Source organism: Halopseudomonas bauzanensis (assembly GCF_900114735.1).
Lineage (GTDB): Bacteria > Pseudomonadota > Gammaproteobacteria > Pseudomonadales > Pseudomonadaceae > Halopseudomonas > Halopseudomonas bauzanensis.
This window is the reverse complement of sequence record NZ_FOUA01000003.1, coordinates 304,712-321,366: the sequence shown is the minus strand read 5'-3', so window position 1 is coordinate 321,366 and position 16,655 is coordinate 304,712. Positions and strand designations below refer to the sequence as shown.

Genomic DNA, 16,655 nt, shown 5'->3' with positions numbered 1-16,655 from the left:
TGTCGTGGTAAATGGCAGCAAGTCGTCTCAGAAGGCCGTACTCAGGGTCAGCGATACCCAGTCCCGATCAGACAGACCGACACTGCCGTTGCCGCCCACCACTGTCTTGCCAACGCCCGGTATGTCGCGGGTGATCATTTTCGAACCGTACCCGATGTACGCCAGACTGATTTCATAGCGCTCGTCCAGGATGCCCTTTATACCGACCTTGAAGTTATAATCACCTTCACTCCCACCTCCTGTGGCGGCGTTGCCGGAGATTCCGTAGTTGAGGCTTATGGGGGCGGAAATATTCCAGCCTGGAAATACGCTCAGCCATTGCGGAGTGAAGTTGACAGCGACACCTGTGTAGTCACGTGTGGCGCAGCCCCAGTCCTTGTCCTGCCCGTCGCAACCGGCGTAACCCTCTCCCCGGAAAAGGTCTGCGTTGCTTTTCACTTTGTCCAGGCGGCTATAAGCTATCTCTGCGATGAGCGAGCCGGTGTCGAACAACGGCGTCGTGGGTAATAGCCAAAGACCATTGGCGACCATGTGCCAGGTATTGCCCCGAGCGCCTTGGCCATCGGCCAGATTGAAGCTGCTGGAGACAAGCGAGGCGTTCTCCCGGTAGGAAAGGTCAATGCCCACTGACGCGCCGCCCAGTAACGGGCCAGCGGACCAGCTCAAGCCATAAAGCTTCACGTCTTCTGGATATACATAGCGGGCAAAGCCGGGCCCGGCCTGCAGTCCCCATGGCGAATAGTCATCGAACTCGCGGTAGAAAACGCTGATGTCCGAGTGCATGAAGTCCAGAGCGTAGCGTGCCATCACTCCCCAATTCCCACGATTGCCGGGCTTCACTGGGTCGATGATGGGCAAGGCGAAGCCAGGAGCCACGGGAAGCTGCTGCGGGCCTTCTAGCGCAACGTCCGCCGATGCAAGGTAGGTTCCGCCTTCAGGGGCACGGGTGGGATCCCATTCAAGAAAGTATTGAGCGGCAATGGAAAACCGGTCGGTAACCTGTGCTTGACCGGAAATTTGCGCCAACGGCAGGAAGATCTCTCGCGTTTCCGTGCCTGGATTGGCGAGCGCTTTACGGCCGTCAAGCGGAGCCTGTGCATAGGATACGGCGTGGCCGGCAATCAACAGACCATTGCCCCAGTACAAAGCGTGGCGGCCAGCTCGCAAGCTGACGGGCACATCTCCGACATGAAAACGGGTAAACACGAATGCATCCAGCAGCTCGCCGCTCAGGCCCTGATGATATCGTGCGGTGTGAGATGAGTAGCGTCCGTCGCGGTAACTGGGAGTGCTTGGGCCAGCGGTTGCGCCGGGGTAATAGACATTGCCGGGGTTGGTCTTGACGTCGGTGTTGGAATAGGCAGCGTCATACCAGGCGGCACCGCTTATTCGCAGGCCGTGGTTTTGTTTGTAGGCGAGCTCGAGTTCGCTCATGACGTCCAGGCGATTGGTGACCACGTCACCCCGATCGAATTTGTAGTTTGATTCGTCGTAGGTTGCGTTGTTACCAAGCGCGGTGTCGCGGCTTTCTGCGCGTATACCGAGGTTGTAACGGATGGTGTTGTCCCAGCGACCGATCAGATCGGGATTGCCAGTTTCGAATTCTGCGGCCTGGGCCTGGCTTGCACAGAAAAGCAAAGCTGAAAGCCCTACGGCTGTGCTGATAGGTGTCAACTCTGGCTTGAACATGAAACATCTCCGTGAGTTTTATTTTTGTTGTTCGACGTCTTCAGTAGACGCCACTGCATGAGCGGGAACAACGCCAATGTCTATCGTTGAAAGACCCGGATATATCGCTGGATTACATGCTGTGCGGACGTGAGAGCCTCCGGGGAGAAGAGCGGAAGCAGCCGCGCTGAGAGGTGGCAGGGCTTGGTACGGCGCTGCTCAGCGGGGCTGCGGGCAGAGCCGAATTGTCTCCTAGTGTGCCAGCAGCCATTCATGGATGGCGTGCCATGCGATTTGCCTGGATTGGGCCAGGTTATGCATATGAGCTGATTGCTCGATACGCTTCAGATCGATGCTGCTTGCGGTCGGATAGAAGGTGGTTTCACGTTGTGGATCGGCGCTGACGTCCACTTCACCAAAGAGCAGCAGAACCGGGCAGCGGATGACTGCGGCTTCCCTTGTTACCGTGCCGGGGGATAGGGCGGCCAGCGCCAGGGTGACGGGTGTCAAGCCCGCGTGTTTGTTATCAGCGGCTATTACCTCGGCTGGCACGTCGGGGAGATGGAACAATGTTTGCAGCGGCTGACGGTCTGTTGGGATATAGCCACCGTCGGAGAGACCTGCGCGCATGCTGGCGATATCGGCGTCGCTCAGATCCAGTGGCAGGTTGCTCCATCCAGCAACAATCAGCCGCTCAAAGCTTTGAAAACGGCCCTGTTGATAGACCGACAGCATTCCGCCCATGGAATGGCCCAGGCCAGACGCTCGCAGTGTGCTGTTCGGCGGCAGTTGAAGCCATTCGCCGTCTTGTAGAGAGGAAGCAGCTTGCCGTGTTACAAAGTCGCTGGCAGCGGCAATCATCTCCAGTGTCAGTTGATTCTCGGGCTCGGGTTTGCTGCTGCGGCCCATTCCGAGCGTGTCCAGGGCTAACACCAGATAGCCCCGTTCGGTCATGTATCTGGCAAAACTGTACGAGGGATCAATATGCTCTGGATGGTAATACTCACTGGAGCAACTGCCACCATGCAGGCATACCAGCAGATCGAGCGGTTGATCGGAGGGTGTTGGCTGGTCGGGGGCAAACAACGAGCCCGATACATTAACTGGTATGGAATAGGGCGTGAGATGGCTGACGTCCCACGTCAGTTTGATTTGCCGCATGGGTCGATTCCTATGATAGAAAGAAACCCTTCAGCTGCGCAGGCAACTGAAGGGTTCTGGGACGTGCAGTCAGCGTTGTGATTCGCGGGATACGATTGCTTCCGGATTCATGTCACGCTCTCTCCGGGGTTCCGTCATCACGCGGTAGCCGCCATCCATGCCATCGTTGACGATGCCGTACATGCCCTTGTTGAAATCGAACATGGTGTGCTTAACGATATAAGGAATGTCATGGTCGTAGAACTGCACACCACCAAGCATCATAGCGCGGTACAGCTGACCATTCTGATCCCATGCGTCGTAAAGACCGGCACCATAGGTATCTTCATCAAGATAGTAGATGCGCTTACTGTAAACGTGGCGCATGCCGGGCTTGAGCGTTGCTTCTACTTCCCACACACGGTGTTTCTCCCAGCGTTCGCATTCAGGATTTGCGTGTGCGGCTCGGAACTGATCATCGCAGCCGAAGTAGAACTTGTAGGCATTGTAAGGAATCAGCATCTCCTTTCTACCAACCAGTTTGTAATCAAATCGATCCTGCGAGCCGGAGAACATGAAGAGCTCGTCGAACAATTCGAGGCCACCCATGCTGCCTACCGGCGTGTCGTAGTTGAACTCCGGGGCCAGCTTCACGCGGCGCTGACCTGGTGTGTAGCTCCACGCTCGGCGCGGCTGCGCTGTAGGGTCAAGGAAGTCCATCATGCCGGTCAGTTCGCCAGCCTTGCGCGCTGGCGCTTTGGTCAGAGAATAAACACGGTAGAACATCTCGGGATCGCGGCCGGGCACGTCAAGCTGATAATAAGGGCGCTCCACGAAGGTCGATTGGTTCGCTGTGCGAGTAATGCTTCCGTTGCGATCCACCAACCAGGTATTGGAAGAAGAGGTGGTGGTGCCGTATTTACCGTCGTTGTATCGCACCAACAGATTCCACATCATCTCATTGCCGTTTTTTGCGATAGGGAATGGGAGCCCTCCGCGGCAATCGGCTTTCAGAGCGAGACCTTCTTTATGTGTTTCGCACGTGCCCGCATTACGGATAGTCGCGCTCATCACTTCCTGTGGATAGGCTGCCGTCCGGTGCGAAGGGTAAATGTCCATGTAGTATTCCGGATTGCGTTGCAGCACTTCCTTCTGTCCGGCACTCAGCAGGTCGGCATACTCAGCCATGTTGGCCGAGGTGATGCGATACAGGGGCTTTTCATCTTTGAACGGATCCGCCCAGGTGCCGCTGTCAGGTTGGAAGCCTTCCGGAGCTGTGCGCAGTCCGCCTTCATAAGCGGGAATGCTTCCGTCGGCGTTAGCTGCCTGGATTGCGCCGATAAATGTGAGGTTCTGTCCTAGCTGTTGTGCCTCGTCCGGACTAACGGCGGCAAGGGCGGCAGCAGATATCCCGCTCAGTAATAGACCAATTGCGATCCTCAGTTTCATGACAGTGCTCCATTATTGAAGTTGTTAGAGGGAGTCTTGCTGTTCCAACCGCCAGCTGCAGGTGCCAGGGCTCCGAGGTCGCTGTGGATGGGAAGTGTCTGATTTAGGGCCGTGAAGGAATAATGCGGTCTGCCTTGATTCACCAACGCAAAAAACGCTGATAAATGCACTGAGCAGGATAGTGGGTCTGACTGATCCAGATCTGTTCTCATTTTGTCGTCCTTTATTTTTATTTTTTCAGCGGCGGATTGCTTTTTCACAGCCCCGGAACGACGTCAGATCTGTCGTCCAAGCTTAAATAGCAGTGCCCAGGAGAACCCTAGCAGAGATTGCTTTTTAATTCCATATGCAGATTAAAGTTCTGCACCAAGAATTTTAAGTGCTATGGTATCAGCTCCCTCAGTGACAGCCGCGAACTGCTCCAATCGTTTTACCTGGGGTAAAACGGTAGCGCAGCACGGAGTAGGCCTTTGTTATAGGGTGCTCTTCAGCTTGAATAGGATACTGCCATGAATAACAAGACTGATTTTGACGTGATCATAGTGGGCGGCGGCACTAACGGGCTGTCGGCGGGCTGTTACCTCGGCCTGGAAGGAAAAAAGGTCCTGTTGCTGGAGGCGCTCGACAAAGTGGGCGGAATGGCATCGTCGGGGTTCCTGATCCCTGAGGCACCCGAACATCTGGTGCATCCTTGCGCTTTGGATATGATGTCGATGCGTGTCCACGCCCACGTACCCCAGGAGTTGGACTTGGAGCGCCACGGATTCGAGATGATCGAGCTGGCACCGGGATATGTATATCTCCACCCGGACGGAAGCTCACTGGTCTTTTGGCGAGATCGCCTGAAGACGGCCGCTGAGATCCGCCGCTATAGCACAGAAGATGCCGACGCATTTCTGGAGTTCATGTCTGTTGTTGACATGTTTCTGGAAATTGCGCTTCCGATGATGCGCGTGGATCCGGCCAAGCTGAACTTGACGACAAAATTGAAAGTTGTGGGTAGCGCCCTCAAGAATCGCAAACTCAAGCCGGAGTTGATGGCGCTGATGACAGGCTCCGCTCATCAGGCTGCCCGTGAACGCTTTGAGCATCCGGTAACCATTTCTGCGATGTGTGCCTTGACTGGCCTGGCCGGCGATATCACAGCTGATGGTGGCGGCATCTACTATGCCTTGCTCGGCTTTCTTCACCGCTTCGGTGTCGGCCGCGTGCGAGGCGGTATGCAGCAGTTGAGCAATGCAATGTCCTCCAGGCTCGTGGAGTTGGGTGGGGAGGTCATTACCTCTGCGACCGTGACAGAGATCGTTTCCAGTCAAAATACGGTGAAGGGTGTCAAGTTGGCCGATGGACGCGAGTTCACGGCCCGCTCGGTTATTGCTGGCTGCCATCCCAGGGTCGCGCTGGAGATGGTGACGGCTGGCGAAATGCCCGGGCACCTGTTGACCCGGATCGCCATGGCACCGGCAAATGCCAAAGGCTCGGGCCCGCTCAAGATTGATCTCGCTCTGGATGGGCGGATTTCCGTGCCGCGCTTCGAAGCGGCACGAGGTGATGGCTTGGATCTACGCAATACTTGCCTGCTGATCGGTACCGAAGAAGCGGTGCTGGAAAATTTCGCCGCGAGCTCCCGAGGAGAAGTACCGCAGCTGCCATATGTAACCATGGCGGCGCCAAGTGCGGCAGACCCTTCACAGGCGCCTGAAGGCCAGGACGTTGTTTACATCTATCCACCGGTCATGCCGGTTAATCCGACCGGTGGCTGGGACGCCATCAGAGAGGATGTGGCGGATCAGGTCATCGATCAACTTTCCGATTATGTGGAAGGCATAAAAGGTCATGTCATCGGGCGGCGGATTGAAGCTGCCCCCGACTTTACCGCCCGGCTGAACACGGTAAACGGCTGCGTAGTGCATATCGATACCACCACGATGCGTTCAAGCACTATGCGTCCGGCTCACGGGTTGGGCGGCGACACTCTGCCGGTGGCGGGCTTATACCTCGGCAGCGCTGGTAGTCACCCTGGGGGCGGTGTGAATGGTATGGCCGGCCGGCTGGCAGCTAAACGGGTGACCAGTTATTTAGCCAAGAAACCTTAGCAATAAACAACAAGAATTAAATTCTTAATCAGGAGAATATGCTATGTCACTTACATTTCAGGAACTTGATATTGAAGCCGCCTACCATGCGGTCTCGGACACCTACCTCGGTACAGACATCGATATTCATGCACTTTGCCGGGAAAAGCTCCTTAACGAACCGGTCATGCAGGGCGACTTTGTCGATACCTACTTGAAAGTACCGACCAACGCGAGTGCTAAGGCACCGAAGTGCGCGGTGACGCTATTCAAATACAAGGACGTGATTGCGGTACTGCGCGACGCGGAGACTTTTACGAGCGGCTTTATTGCCGAAGGAATGGGCGCCTTTTTTGACGGATTGATTGTTCTTGCAATGGATGGTGAACAGCACCGTCGTACCCGGGCACTGCTCCAGCCGGTATTCATGCCGCAAACGGTGGATAAATGGCGGCCCGAGATTGAACGGGTCATCCGCGAAGAGTTTCTGCTTCCGATGGCGCCAGACAAGAAAGCCAATCTGATGGATTTTGGTCTCTATTTCCCCATTCGTGTCATGTATGAACTCATGGGCTTTCCGGCCGACGATCCAGAGAAATTCAAGAAGTATGCCAGCTGGGCTTTGGCTCTTGTGGCAGCCAACCAGATCGACCCGGAAAAGGCCAGGATTTTTGGTGCTCTGGCGGGCCAGGCAGTGAAGAGCCTTTACGATGCAATCAAGGAAGTGGTTGTTGCCAAGCGTGCCGAGGGCTCTCAAGGCACTGATCTGATCAGCAGGCTCATCAATGCGGAATATGAGGGGCGGGCGCTGGATGATCATGAGGTCACAACTTTCGTCCGTTCACTCCTGCCCGCTGCAGGAGAAACCACGACGCGGACATTCAGTTCGGTGATGACGTTACTGCTGGAGCGGCCTGAGTTGCAGGAGCGAGTCCGCAATGACCGTAAGCTGATTGGTAAGTTGATCGACGAGACTGTGCGTTACGAGCCAGTTTCGACCTTCAAGGTCCGCCAGGCCTCCAAGGATGTCGAGATTGGGGGTGTTATGGTGCCGAAAGGCTCGATGGTTCAATGCATGGTGATTTCCGCCAACCGGGATGAGGAGGCGTTCGACGATCCGGATGTTTTCGATATTGATCGTAAATCCCGTCCCTCGCTGGGATTCGGGTTCGGTCCGCATATGTGCATTGGCCAGTTCGTTGCCAAGGTGGAGCTCACCTGTGCGATCAACGGCATTCTTGATCTGTTCCCCAACCTCCGTTTGGATCCCGATATGCCCGCACCGAAGATTGCCGGGGCGCAATTGCGGGGCGCGAAATCCGTTCACGTGATCTGGGACTGAAGCGCGGTACATGATTAACGAATCAGCAAGGTGAAAAGATGAGCAATATCGATAGCAAGGGAATCGAGTCGTTTCTGCATGGCCAGCTGGAGTGTTGGAACGCCGGCGACCGGGATGGCTTTTTTGCGCACTACAGAAGCGTTGCCCCCAATGGGCTGGAGATTGAATATCTGGGCCGGCCTGTGGTTGAAGGTTTTTCGGTACTGGAAAACATGTGGGAGCAGCAGAACAGCAAGTTCATCGTGGAGGTGGAGCTCTCTATCATCGCCGCCAACGAAGCAGCCTGTCACCACAGGAACGTTATGCGTGACGGCAGTGGCGTGATCGAAACCATTGAGCTGTACAAGTTCGATCAGGGCAAGACGCTGGTACGCTACTTCATCAAGCAATGATGGGTGGTCCAGTCTGAACTCTAGGAAACCGCAGCTAACACTGCGGTTTCCTGGTATCTGGCATATGTTGGCGTACCAGGCTGCGCACAAATGCGCGCTCAGCTCTACTTTATGGTTATCTGCCGTTTGCGTACTCCCCCCAAAAACTCGGGCGAGCAATTTCATCCAGGATATTCCCTATGATCAAACAACTCGTGGAAGACTGGCGCATACAAGAGCGTCGGCAGATCGTCTCACAGCGAGGTCTGAACGTCTGGCCGAAGGATCAGCCGGACGATCTGGAGCAGATCGAACGTATAGGTACATGGCTCGATAGTTTGGGCGAGCCTGAAGTATTGGAGCACCCGTTGCGCCCGTTGAAGATGCAGGTGGCAAAGGGGGGCAGCGCACGCATGGCTTACTATTTTGCGATGGGCGATTATGAGGAGGCCGATCTTGAACTGATCGAGAAATTGGTCATGCCTGGGGACAGGGTGCTGGAGTGCGGCGGCGGGGCGGGCATAACTGGTTCGCTGGCGGCCATTCATTCGGGTAATCCGGTCACCATAGTCGAGCCCAACGAGGTGATGCACGACATCATCCGACAGAACGTTCGGCTGAATGGACACGAATGTCAGCTGATTGCAGCGGCCGTGGTAGCCGACGACTTCTCAGGCGAGATGCTGACGCTTCGCGTGCAAGATGAATACTGGTGGAGTTCGGTGCTGGATCATGGGTCTGGAGAGCCAGTCGAGACTGAGGTTGCGAGAATTTCCGACCTGTTAGAGAGCATTCGCCCCAGCGTTCTCGTGCTAGATATCGAGGGTGCAGAGGTGGGGCTGTTGCCGCACAAGCTGCCCGATGACCTGCGCTTGATCATGGTCGAGCTCCATACCCCTGAAATTGGCGATGTAGCTACCGTCAGCGTGGTCAACACGATAATGGGTCAGGGTTTCCGGCTTTGCCACGTTAGATCCCAGACTTGGGTGTTCGAGCGGAGTGTCTGAGTCCGCTCGATAGTGAGATACGCCGTCGGCGCCACCGGGTCATGTCCGTCAGGAATAGATGCCGGTGCGCCATTTGCCGAGTTATAGATCCGCACCTCTCACGTTGCGTGCGGAGCCGTTGCGACGATCCGACTCGCCCCAGGCCAACCAGCGATCAGGCTCGCGGGTGTCGCCCACCCGGCGCCACCGTCCTTCCTGCTGGGCTGTGATCGGGAAGCCGCCGACGAAGTCGATCATTTCACCCTTGGGATCCGGTAGGAACTCCCATTTTTCCTCGCCTTCGAGAATGATATGGGCGGATTCCAGGAAGTAGCTGCCGTCCTTGTGAACCGTCGTTCCTTCAATGTCCGTGGTGGTGCGTATCTCACCTTTTTCGTTCATCAGAATGGCATAACCCAGGTTATCGTGTCCGACCATGAAGGATCCGGCATCCCACGTACCGTCCTTGTACATAGTTACGAATGTCCACCAGATAACGTGCATGTTATTGTTTACAACGAGGTCTTTCTTGAAATGAATGGCGCCGCCTTCGGCCATGTACATCTGATCCAGGGCCATCGCGCCTTTAACCGGCCGCCCTTCGCATGTACCTTTGAGATCCCATAATTGGGAAACGTAGAAAGTGCCCCATTCTACGCCCGGGATATACCATTGCATGCCAGAGCCGATCAGCTTGCCTTCGAGTTCGAACAATCCCTCTTCCTTCCAGGTTAACCGCTCGCTGGATGCGGTGAGTTCCCAGGCATTGCCTGGTTCGTCCGGCTGGCTGGACCAGCGTACGGTATCGCCTTCGAGTGTCTGGACAGGTCGTGGAGTCAATGCCTGGGCGGCCATCCGCTCCTGATCCATACGTATGTGCTTGCCATCTATATGGTTGGACTGATAAATGAACTTTGTCGGATTGGGTGTGCCACTGGGCGCCAGGATGGAGCGCACAAAGGAATAGATGTTGCCTTCTTCGTCGCGCACTGAGCCAAAAGGAGCGCTCTTGCTCAACTGCAGTCCGAAGAATCCTCTTTCGCCAGCCATTGCCGGTCCGGTTACCTTGTGTGGACCTACCAGTTGCTGAAAAGCAAAGTCGCCGCGTTCAGGAACCTCTATAAAATGTCGCATAGTCTCTCTCATGGTTGGTGATGGTCAGGTTTGTTTGTTGCTGGTTATTGGTCGCAGCAGGGTACGGAAGAATTGGTCGCAGAAACGAATGCATTCCAGCGTTGAGCTGTCCAGCGTGCGGTACATGACGACGCGGCGATTCGCGCTACCCGTGTAAAGCCGTTTTGTATGGCTCATTAGAATTTAACCTTTTGTTTTTGTTATTAAACCCACACTGACAAGTGCTCTGTTCGCTTGTTTATTGCATGCCCTGAAGCTAGCAGAACAATGAGTGATAATCTACGTTGCAGAATTTGGTTCTGCATAAAGAATTAGAGTAAGTTGGAGGAGAGGGCATGCAGACAGGGTATGGTTACTGCTGCAGGTCAGGTGTGGCGCGGGCTGTGGCGCGGCATGCGCATTGTGGCGAGGGGAAGGCGCTGCAACAAGACGATTGAATGAATCGTTTTACTCCAGGTAAAATCTGCCCCTCCTGCGAGGGGCAATGAAGCGGCGTAACCAGACCGCCGAAGTCAAGCTTGACCAGACATCTGTATTCGATCGTGGTGTCAACTCAGCATCAACATGCCGCCGTCAACCACCAGGGTCTGGCCGGTTATGAAACGTGACCCTTCGCCTGCGAGAAAGACCAGCATCGGTGCCAGGTCACAGGAGGCGTCACCAAGTTGGCCGCCAATGGGAATCAGGCTAGCCATAATTGCATCGTGCTGTTTGAGCTGGATCTCGCTCATGCTGGCGCGGGTGGCGTCGTACATCGGCGTCCACATCGCCGGAGCGATGGCGTTAACGGTAATGCCGTGCGGGCCCCACTCGCGTGCGACGGTGCGCGTCCATGCTAGGACTGCGCCCTTGCTGGCGGCATAGTGCGCCTTGCCAGGCTGACCGCCCACGCCGGCTGCCGAGGCGAAGTTGATGATCCGCCCGCCATCTTGTCGCATACGCTTGAATGCCGCGCGGTTGGTCAGAAAGGTGCCGCGGGTGTTTACCGCGAATACCTGTTCCCACTCGTCCAAGGTGATTTCTTCAGCAGTGGCGTTGGGCGCTATTCCGGCAGCATTGACCAGCACGTCCAGACTTGGCAAACGGCATGCGCACGAATACTGGCCCTTCACGGTGGCCTGGCTGTTCATCGAGCAGGCCAAGCCGCGCCAGCACCAGCGTTTCACGTGCCTTTGCTTCAGCCAACGGATGTTTGTTTGGCCAGCCGGTAATGGCTGCAACGATTAGACCCGGGAAGCGCTGCGCCAACTGGGCATCGTCAAGCCCCAGCGTGCCTGCTACTTTCGGGCTGAACTCGTGGATGAATACGTCGGCGGATGTCAGCAGCTGTTCGAGTCGCTGCTGTCCCTTTGGCTCGTTGATATCCAAGATGACGCTGCGTTTACCCCGATTAAGCACAGCAAACAGCGCCTGCTCCTGTCGAGCCGGATTGCCAGGCGGCTCGACCAGGATCACCTCCGCGCCCGCCTCGCAAAGCTGCAAACCCGCCGCAGCGCTTGCGATGCCTGAACCCAGGCTGACGACACGCAGCCCATGCAACGTTGATTCATTCATAAGCACCTCAAGATGTCTTGTTGTTGTCCAGTGAAGAACGCTTGAATGGACTGTTGTGATACCCGACTGATTTGTTCACTTCGCCGGGCCACTGCAAGTGCCAGTCAGTTTTGCCTCCTATTTCAGGGCCGACGGCTCGATGTCTGAGCCGTGCAGAATGAGAATGTTGTGGCGATGGCCGAAATGATGGATGAGCAGGCTGGTGCCCATCATTATCACCATGACTCCCGTCAAGGGTATTGCGCTGGGCATGACCCAGACGCTCACCGCAACGGCACCCAAGGTACCAAAGAGAAACTGTACGGCACCTATAACTGCAGACGCCGATCCTGCGCGATGACCCTGACTGGCCATGGCCAGTGCTACTGCATTAGGCGACAACATACCCATGGAGAACATGTATACGAAGAAGCAGGCCATCAGCAGCGGTAAGGAAGCGTATCCTGCCAAGGTGGCTGTGAGAGCGACCAGCGCTGCCAGGAATGGCGGCCAGAGAATGGCATTCAATAATGCAGCCGGGCCGAAGCGTGCTACCACCCGGGCATTGAACTGGGAGCCCGCAATCATGCCGAACGCATTCAGCCCGAAGAGCCAGCCGAAATGCACGGCGGGCACCTCGTAGAGTTCAATGATCACGTACGGAGCACCCGCGACGTAGGCGAACATCGCGCCGAAGGGCAGGGCAATGATAAGCACATACATGATGAACTGCCGGTCGCGGAATAGATCGGCGTAGCGTTTGAATGTGCCCGCCACACCAAGGCGCTCTGCGGTGTGTCTGGACAGCGTTTCGCGCATACTGAAGTGCACTGCCAGCAGCAGAATCGTGCCGGCAATCCCCAGAATGGCAAATATCTCCCGCCAGCCCATAACCTTCAACAACAGGCTGCCAGCGACGGGGGCGAGAATAGGGGCCAGTCCCAGTGCCAGCATCAGCATCGAGAAGGCCCAGGCAGCCTGTGCTGTAGTAGTGCGGTCGCGGATGACTGCGCGACTGACAACCACGCCCGCGCTGCCGCCCAGGGCCTGGAAAAACCGGGCTACGGTCAAAGTCGCCAGGTCTGTGGCAAGCATGCACCCGAAGGAGGCAAGCAAGAAGAGCGCGAGACCAAAATAGAGCGGTGGCTTGCGTCCGTAGCGATCACTCAAGGGGCCGTAAACAAGTTGTCCTACGGACATCCCGAATAGAAAGACGGCAAGGGTTATCTGCACGTCAGCAGACTGAACACCCAGGCTCTGAGCAATTGCTGGAAAAGCCGGTAGATACAAGTCAACGGACAGAGGGGAGAGGGCCGTAAGCATCGCCAGCAAAAACAGCCAGCGAGGAAAAAATGGCGTGGATCCAGAACTATTCATGGATTCTACTGAGGGGGAAGTTTGTGAGTAGCATTGTTACCTAGTCACTCTGTTGGGGACATGCAGATTAGCAGGGTGATCGGTTTTAATCCAGAATGTGATTTCGCATAAAGAATATTTTGTTAGGTGGGTTCTACAAATTGAAGCCGGTTATGAGGCCCGGCTAGCCCCCGCACTATGGTTGGTGTCGCAGTGCAGGGGGAAAGATTGGGGCCTGTCGCCGCTATCGGCCAATAAAATAACGGGCACTCAGATGACCATTCTCAAATTTGTATAGCTCTATGGTATGAGTGGCCGGTTCTCCGGTAGTACGATTATTCCGATGGTGACAGGCTGCCTCGTTGCCTGAAACAATAGCGGCCAGGATATCGATACGAATTTTTTCACGTTCCTGGTCCCACATGGCATTCAGCGTTACCCATGGATCAGCTTTTGGGTACCCCACATATTCGATATCAAGCCCGTTTTCAGCTATGTCGCGATAGCAGCCGAGAAAGCCCTCTTTGTCGCCTTTGTTCCAGTGCTCCACCTGTACGTGGAGAAAGTGCTCAAGCTTTTTGCTGTCGTTCATGATGATGTCCTTTGTGACTGGTTTTCGTGTGGTTGCGCGGAGAAATCGGCAGGCACGACAAGGCCTTTGCCTGACCGGTATATGTCAATGGCGTTGTACATGGTGGTAGCCACCCTGGAAGTACAGAAGCGGGGAGCGCTGGGAGTCGAGCCAAGAATGATGGACACGGCCGAGGAAGATTAGGTGATCACCTGCATCGACAACATGGTGTTTTGCACACTCGAAACTGGCTGCTGTGTTTTGGATAATGGGCACTTTGAGCTCCCACATTTCCCATGGTGTATCAGCGAAGCGGTCTTCGTTCCTGCTGGCAAATCGCTGTGAAATGTCCTGCTGATCCGCATTCAGTACGTTGATTCCAAAGGCTTGGCTCTTCTCGAAGATCTTTAGGCTGGCAGAACGCTTGTCAATGCAGAACAATACCAGCGGTGGATCTAGGGAGACCGAGGTGAACGAGTTGGCAGTAAGACCGACAGGCTTGCCATGCTCATCGGTGGTGGTAATGACCGTGACACCGGTGGCGAACGCTCCAAGCGTGCGGCGTAATAGACGAGTATCAGCTCTGGCAGGTAAGGTAGGAGCGCATCTACTCTCAATAAACCGCAGGATCGCGAGATCAAACCCATCCAGTTCCGCCGAAGTGCTCAGCCATTGCCTTGTCCCAGGCTGTGTGAGCAGTGTTGCTCCGGGTATGGTCTTGGCCAGTTGCTCAAGCCAGCATTTTCTTTCATCGCCTTGAACCAGCAGCATTGGAATGTCCAGAGTAGCCGTGACCTGCTCCAGTTCGATATCTGACCAGGTACTGACGGCTGCTGTCGACTCGATACCAGGGTCGCTGTGCCAGTGCCATACACCAGGTGTTCGTAAACGCAGATATTTATGCAGCATGGATGTGTTGCTGGCACCGCCTATATGGTTGCTCAGCTCGTCAATAAGGTTTTTGAGATCACGGCCTCCCCGATAGAGCGTTTGCTTGTCGAGGCGTATGTCACTTCGGCTGTGAACATCGATCATGATCATGGCGCTGATGATATCCATGCCAGATCGCTGATTTTCTCTGCCGGCGGCCAGCAAGGCAGCCTTGCCACCCAGTCCGGAGCCTATAATGACTGGCTTGCCTGGCAACGTCTGCAATACGGCATGAACGTCATCCGCCAGTGCGGACAAAGAGTAGTCTTCATTCCAGCCACTATCGCCATGACCGCGCAGGTCGAGTGATACAACGTAGAATCCGGTATGCATCAGGCGGCGGGCCAACGCTGCCCATTCATGGCGGGTTTGCTGATGGTTGTGCAGCAACAGTACCGCTTGGTTGTCGGAATTGCCGCCGGCTTCCGCGACCAGGGAAATCCCTGCATGGCCGATGATCTTTATCAGCTCCATTTCTTATTCCTCCGGTTGTGGCAAGACTCATCCCCCCCTCACTTGACCTGAAGCGAGGGGGGAGTCAGGTTAGCGCACGGTTTCCCGTGCAGTGATGGCCTCAGGGTTCAGGTGGCGCTCAGGGAGTGGTTCCGGCATGACCTTGAAGCCGCCTGTGTAGGCATCACCCAGTACGGTAAGCATGCCTCTATTGAAATCGTAGGTATGACTACGGACTGCCCATGGAATTTTCTGATCATAGAGTTGGATCATGGTATTGAAGAGGGCACGGTGCAGGTCGCTGTTCTGGTCAAAAGCGTCGAACATGCCCGCTCCGCTGAGATCCTCGTCGAGGTAATAGGTCCTCTTTGAATAGGCATGCCGCATGCCGGGCTTGAGGGTAGCTTCTACGACTCTGACACGATGCAGTTCGAAGCGCTCACAAGCGGGATTGATGTGCGAACCAACGAACTGCCCTTCGGTGTCGCACTGACCGGCGGGGGTATACAGGTCATAGTTGTTATAGGGGATATACATTTCCTTGACGCCCTTGTACTGGAAGTCAAAGCGATCCATCTTGCCGGAGAACAGAAACAGTTCATCGAACAGGAGCCCACCACCCAGGCTGGCCACTGGTGTGTCATAGGCAAATTCCGGAGCAAGCTTTACCCTGCGTTGGCCGGTGGTATAGCTCCAGGCCCGTCGCGGTTTGCTGACAGTGTCCAGGTAGTCGAACACACCGGTGATCTCCCCGGCCTTGCGGGCAGGGCTCTGGGTAATCGAGTAGGTCCGCCAGAACATCTGAGGATCGCGGTCACCCAGTCCTGTCTGGTAATAAGGGCGCTCACTGAAGGTCGACTGGTCGGCCGTCATGGTTCTGGCGCCGTTGCGCGCTATTCGCCATGAACGGTTGTGCTGAGCCTGGATCGCCGTATCCCCTATATAGCCAAGCAACTGGTTCCACATGACCTCGTTGCCGTTGGCCGGCGCGGGAAAGGGCAGACCGCCTCGGCATGCTGTTTCGACTGCCAGATTATCTTTGGTGGTATTGCACTGCTCCGCGTTGCGGGCGGTGGCTTCAAGTACATGCGTAGGGTAGGCCGCGGTCCGATGGGTCGGGTAGATGTTGAGATGATAGGTAGGGAACTGTTTCAGCAGATGACGCTGGCCATCACTCAACCTGTCTGCATACTGATCAGCATTTTGCGCATCGATGCGTAGCAGTGGTTCTTCATCCTTGAATGGGTTGGTCCAGAATCCGCTATCGGGTTTGAAGTCGGCTGGTGCCTGAGTCAGGCCACCACTATAGGGTGGTATTGTTCCGTCGTGATTGCCCGCCTGATTACTGCCAAAGAGGGTTAACCCACTGTCATGGTTTGGGATTTGAGCGGCATCGACGGTGGCTTGAGCCGCGCCCGCGAGACCAAGGAGGGTTCCACATGCAATAGAGTACAAGGCTTTCATTTTCATCTCCTGGCTGACCCGTCTTACAGGCAAGAGAGGTCGGCTTTCTTGTTTTTATTTTGGGAACACGACTCCTAGATCACGACATCAGTCGCGAACGTCTTGAGTTCGGAGAGGTGGTTGTTACCGGCAATGAGAGAGTTCCAGCTATAGTCGAGCCATTGCCTGTAATTTTGTGTGTTT

Annotated in this window: 14 protein-coding genes; 4 read left to right on the top strand and 10 right to left on the bottom strand. The window is 55.5% G+C overall.

What is annotated here, in order from left to right:
• Positions 1–27: 27 nt before the first annotated feature.
• The 3 genes from BM267_RS09865 to BM267_RS09855 all read right to left on the bottom strand — a co-directional run bounded on the left by BM267_RS09865 (position 28) and on the right by BM267_RS09855 (position 4,257).
• Positions 28–1,689: a DUF1302 domain-containing protein gene (locus BM267_RS09865; RefSeq protein WP_074779670.1), complete on the bottom strand. Its 1,662-nt coding sequence runs from the start codon at positions 1,687–1,689 to the stop codon at positions 28–30.
• A gap of 231 nt (positions 1,690–1,920) precedes the next feature.
• On the bottom strand, positions 1,921–2,829 hold the full coding sequence (locus BM267_RS09860) for an alpha/beta hydrolase (RefSeq protein WP_074779668.1): 909 nt from the start codon (positions 2,827–2,829) through the stop codon (positions 1,921–1,923).
• A 69-nt stretch (positions 2,830–2,898) separates the two neighbouring features.
• Positions 2,899–4,257 carry a DUF1329 domain-containing protein gene (locus BM267_RS09855; protein WP_074779666.1) on the bottom strand — a complete coding sequence of 453 codons (1,359 nt, stop codon included), beginning with the start codon at positions 4,255–4,257 and terminating at the stop codon, positions 2,899–2,901.
• Positions 4,258–4,766: 509 nt separating this feature from the next.
• Between BM267_RS09855 and BM267_RS09850 the strand changes: the two genes are divergently transcribed.
• The 4 genes from BM267_RS09850 (at position 4,767) to BM267_RS09835 (ending at position 9,052) form a co-directional block, all read left to right on the top strand.
• Positions 4,767–6,353 carry a phytoene desaturase family protein gene (locus BM267_RS09850; RefSeq protein WP_074779664.1) on the top strand — a complete coding sequence of 529 codons (1,587 nt, stop codon included), beginning with the start codon at positions 4,767–4,769 and terminating at the stop codon, positions 6,351–6,353.
• Positions 6,354–6,396: 43 nt separating this feature from the next.
• Positions 6,397–7,674 (top strand): cytochrome P450, encoded by a 1,278-nt coding sequence (locus BM267_RS09845; RefSeq protein WP_074779662.1) that lies wholly within the window; start codon positions 6,397–6,399, stop codon positions 7,672–7,674.
• Positions 7,675–7,712: 38 nt separating this feature from the next.
• Positions 7,713–8,066, top strand: a complete 354-nt coding sequence (locus tag BM267_RS09840; RefSeq protein WP_074779660.1) for a hypothetical protein — start codon at positions 7,713–7,715, stop codon at positions 8,064–8,066.
• A gap of 179 nt (positions 8,067–8,245) precedes the next feature.
• Positions 8,246–9,052: an FkbM family methyltransferase gene (locus BM267_RS09835; protein WP_074779658.1), complete on the top strand. Its 807-nt coding sequence runs from the start codon at positions 8,246–8,248 to the stop codon at positions 9,050–9,052.
• Between the two features lie 81 nt (positions 9,053–9,133).
• On the opposite strand, the gene BM267_RS09830 is transcribed toward BM267_RS09835, so the two are convergent.
• The 7 genes from BM267_RS09830 to BM267_RS09800 all read right to left on the bottom strand — a co-directional run bounded on the left by BM267_RS09830 (position 9,134) and on the right by BM267_RS09800 (position 16,478).
• Positions 9,134–10,165 (bottom strand): hypothetical protein, encoded by a 1,032-nt coding sequence (locus BM267_RS09830; protein ID WP_074779656.1) that lies wholly within the window; start codon positions 10,163–10,165, stop codon positions 9,134–9,136.
• A 548-nt stretch (positions 10,166–10,713) separates the two neighbouring features.
• A complete protein-coding gene (locus BM267_RS09825; protein ID WP_235818265.1) occupies positions 10,714–11,247 on the bottom strand; it encodes an SDR family NAD(P)-dependent oxidoreductase in 534 nt (177 codons plus the stop codon).
• Positions 11,189–11,719, bottom strand: a complete 531-nt coding sequence (locus BM267_RS09820; protein WP_074779652.1) for a CoA transferase — start codon at positions 11,717–11,719, stop codon at positions 11,189–11,191. Before BM267_RS09820 ends, BM267_RS09825 begins: the two co-directional genes overlap by 59 nt.
• Positions 11,720–11,836: 117 nt before the next feature.
• Positions 11,837–13,075, bottom strand: coding sequence for a multidrug effflux MFS transporter (locus BM267_RS09815; protein WP_074779650.1), 1,239 nt, complete (start codon positions 13,073–13,075; stop codon positions 11,837–11,839).
• Between the two features lie 223 nt (positions 13,076–13,298).
• Positions 13,299–13,646, bottom strand: coding sequence for a nuclear transport factor 2-like protein (locus tag BM267_RS09810; protein ID WP_074779648.1), 348 nt, complete (start codon positions 13,644–13,646; stop codon positions 13,299–13,301).
• A gap of 84 nt (positions 13,647–13,730) precedes the next feature.
• Complete coding sequence (locus BM267_RS09805) at positions 13,731–15,029, bottom strand: alpha/beta fold hydrolase (protein ID WP_074779645.1); 1,299 nt, start codon at positions 15,027–15,029, stop codon at positions 13,731–13,733.
• Between the two features lie 69 nt (positions 15,030–15,098).
• Entirely contained in the window at positions 15,099–16,478 is a 1,380-nt protein-coding gene (locus BM267_RS09800) for a DUF1329 domain-containing protein (RefSeq protein WP_074779643.1), read from the bottom strand.
• Positions 16,479–16,655: the final 177 nt, after the last annotated feature.

Excerpts from the sequence above, each read along its gene's own strand:
- BM267_RS09865 (WP_074779670.1), bottom strand. The coding sequence starts at position 1,689 with ATGTTCAAGCCAGAGTTGACACCTATCAGCACAGCCGTAGGGCTTTCA.
- BM267_RS09860 (WP_074779668.1), bottom strand. The coding sequence starts at position 2,829 with ATGCGGCAAATCAAACTGACGTGGGACGTCAGCCATCTCACGCCCTAT.
- BM267_RS09855 (WP_074779666.1), bottom strand. The coding sequence starts at position 4,257 with ATGAAACTGAGGATCGCAATTGGTCTATTACTGAGCGGGATATCTGCT.
- BM267_RS09850 (WP_074779664.1), top strand. The coding sequence starts at position 4,767 with ATGAATAACAAGACTGATTTTGACGTGATCATAGTGGGCGGCGGCACT.
- BM267_RS09845 (WP_074779662.1), top strand. The coding sequence starts at position 6,397 with ATGTCACTTACATTTCAGGAACTTGATATTGAAGCCGCCTACCATGCG.
- BM267_RS09840 (WP_074779660.1), top strand. The coding sequence starts at position 7,713 with ATGAGCAATATCGATAGCAAGGGAATCGAGTCGTTTCTGCATGGCCAG.
- BM267_RS09835 (WP_074779658.1), top strand. The coding sequence starts at position 8,246 with ATGATCAAACAACTCGTGGAAGACTGGCGCATACAAGAGCGTCGGCAG.
- BM267_RS09830 (WP_074779656.1), bottom strand. The coding sequence starts at position 10,165 with ATGCGACATTTTATAGAGGTTCCTGAACGCGGCGACTTTGCTTTTCAG.
- BM267_RS09820 (WP_074779652.1), bottom strand. The coding sequence starts at position 11,719 with ATGAATGAATCAACGTTGCATGGGCTGCGTGTCGTCAGCCTGGGTTCA.
- BM267_RS09815 (WP_074779650.1), bottom strand. The coding sequence starts at position 13,075 with ATGAATAGTTCTGGATCCACGCCATTTTTTCCTCGCTGGCTGTTTTTG.
- BM267_RS09810 (WP_074779648.1), bottom strand. The coding sequence starts at position 13,646 with ATGAACGACAGCAAAAAGCTTGAGCACTTTCTCCACGTACAGGTGGAG.
- BM267_RS09805 (WP_074779645.1), bottom strand. The coding sequence starts at position 15,029 with ATGGAGCTGATAAAGATCATCGGCCATGCAGGGATTTCCCTGGTCGCG.
- BM267_RS09800 (WP_074779643.1), bottom strand. The coding sequence starts at position 16,478 with ATGAAAATGAAAGCCTTGTACTCTATTGCATGTGGAACCCTCCTTGGT.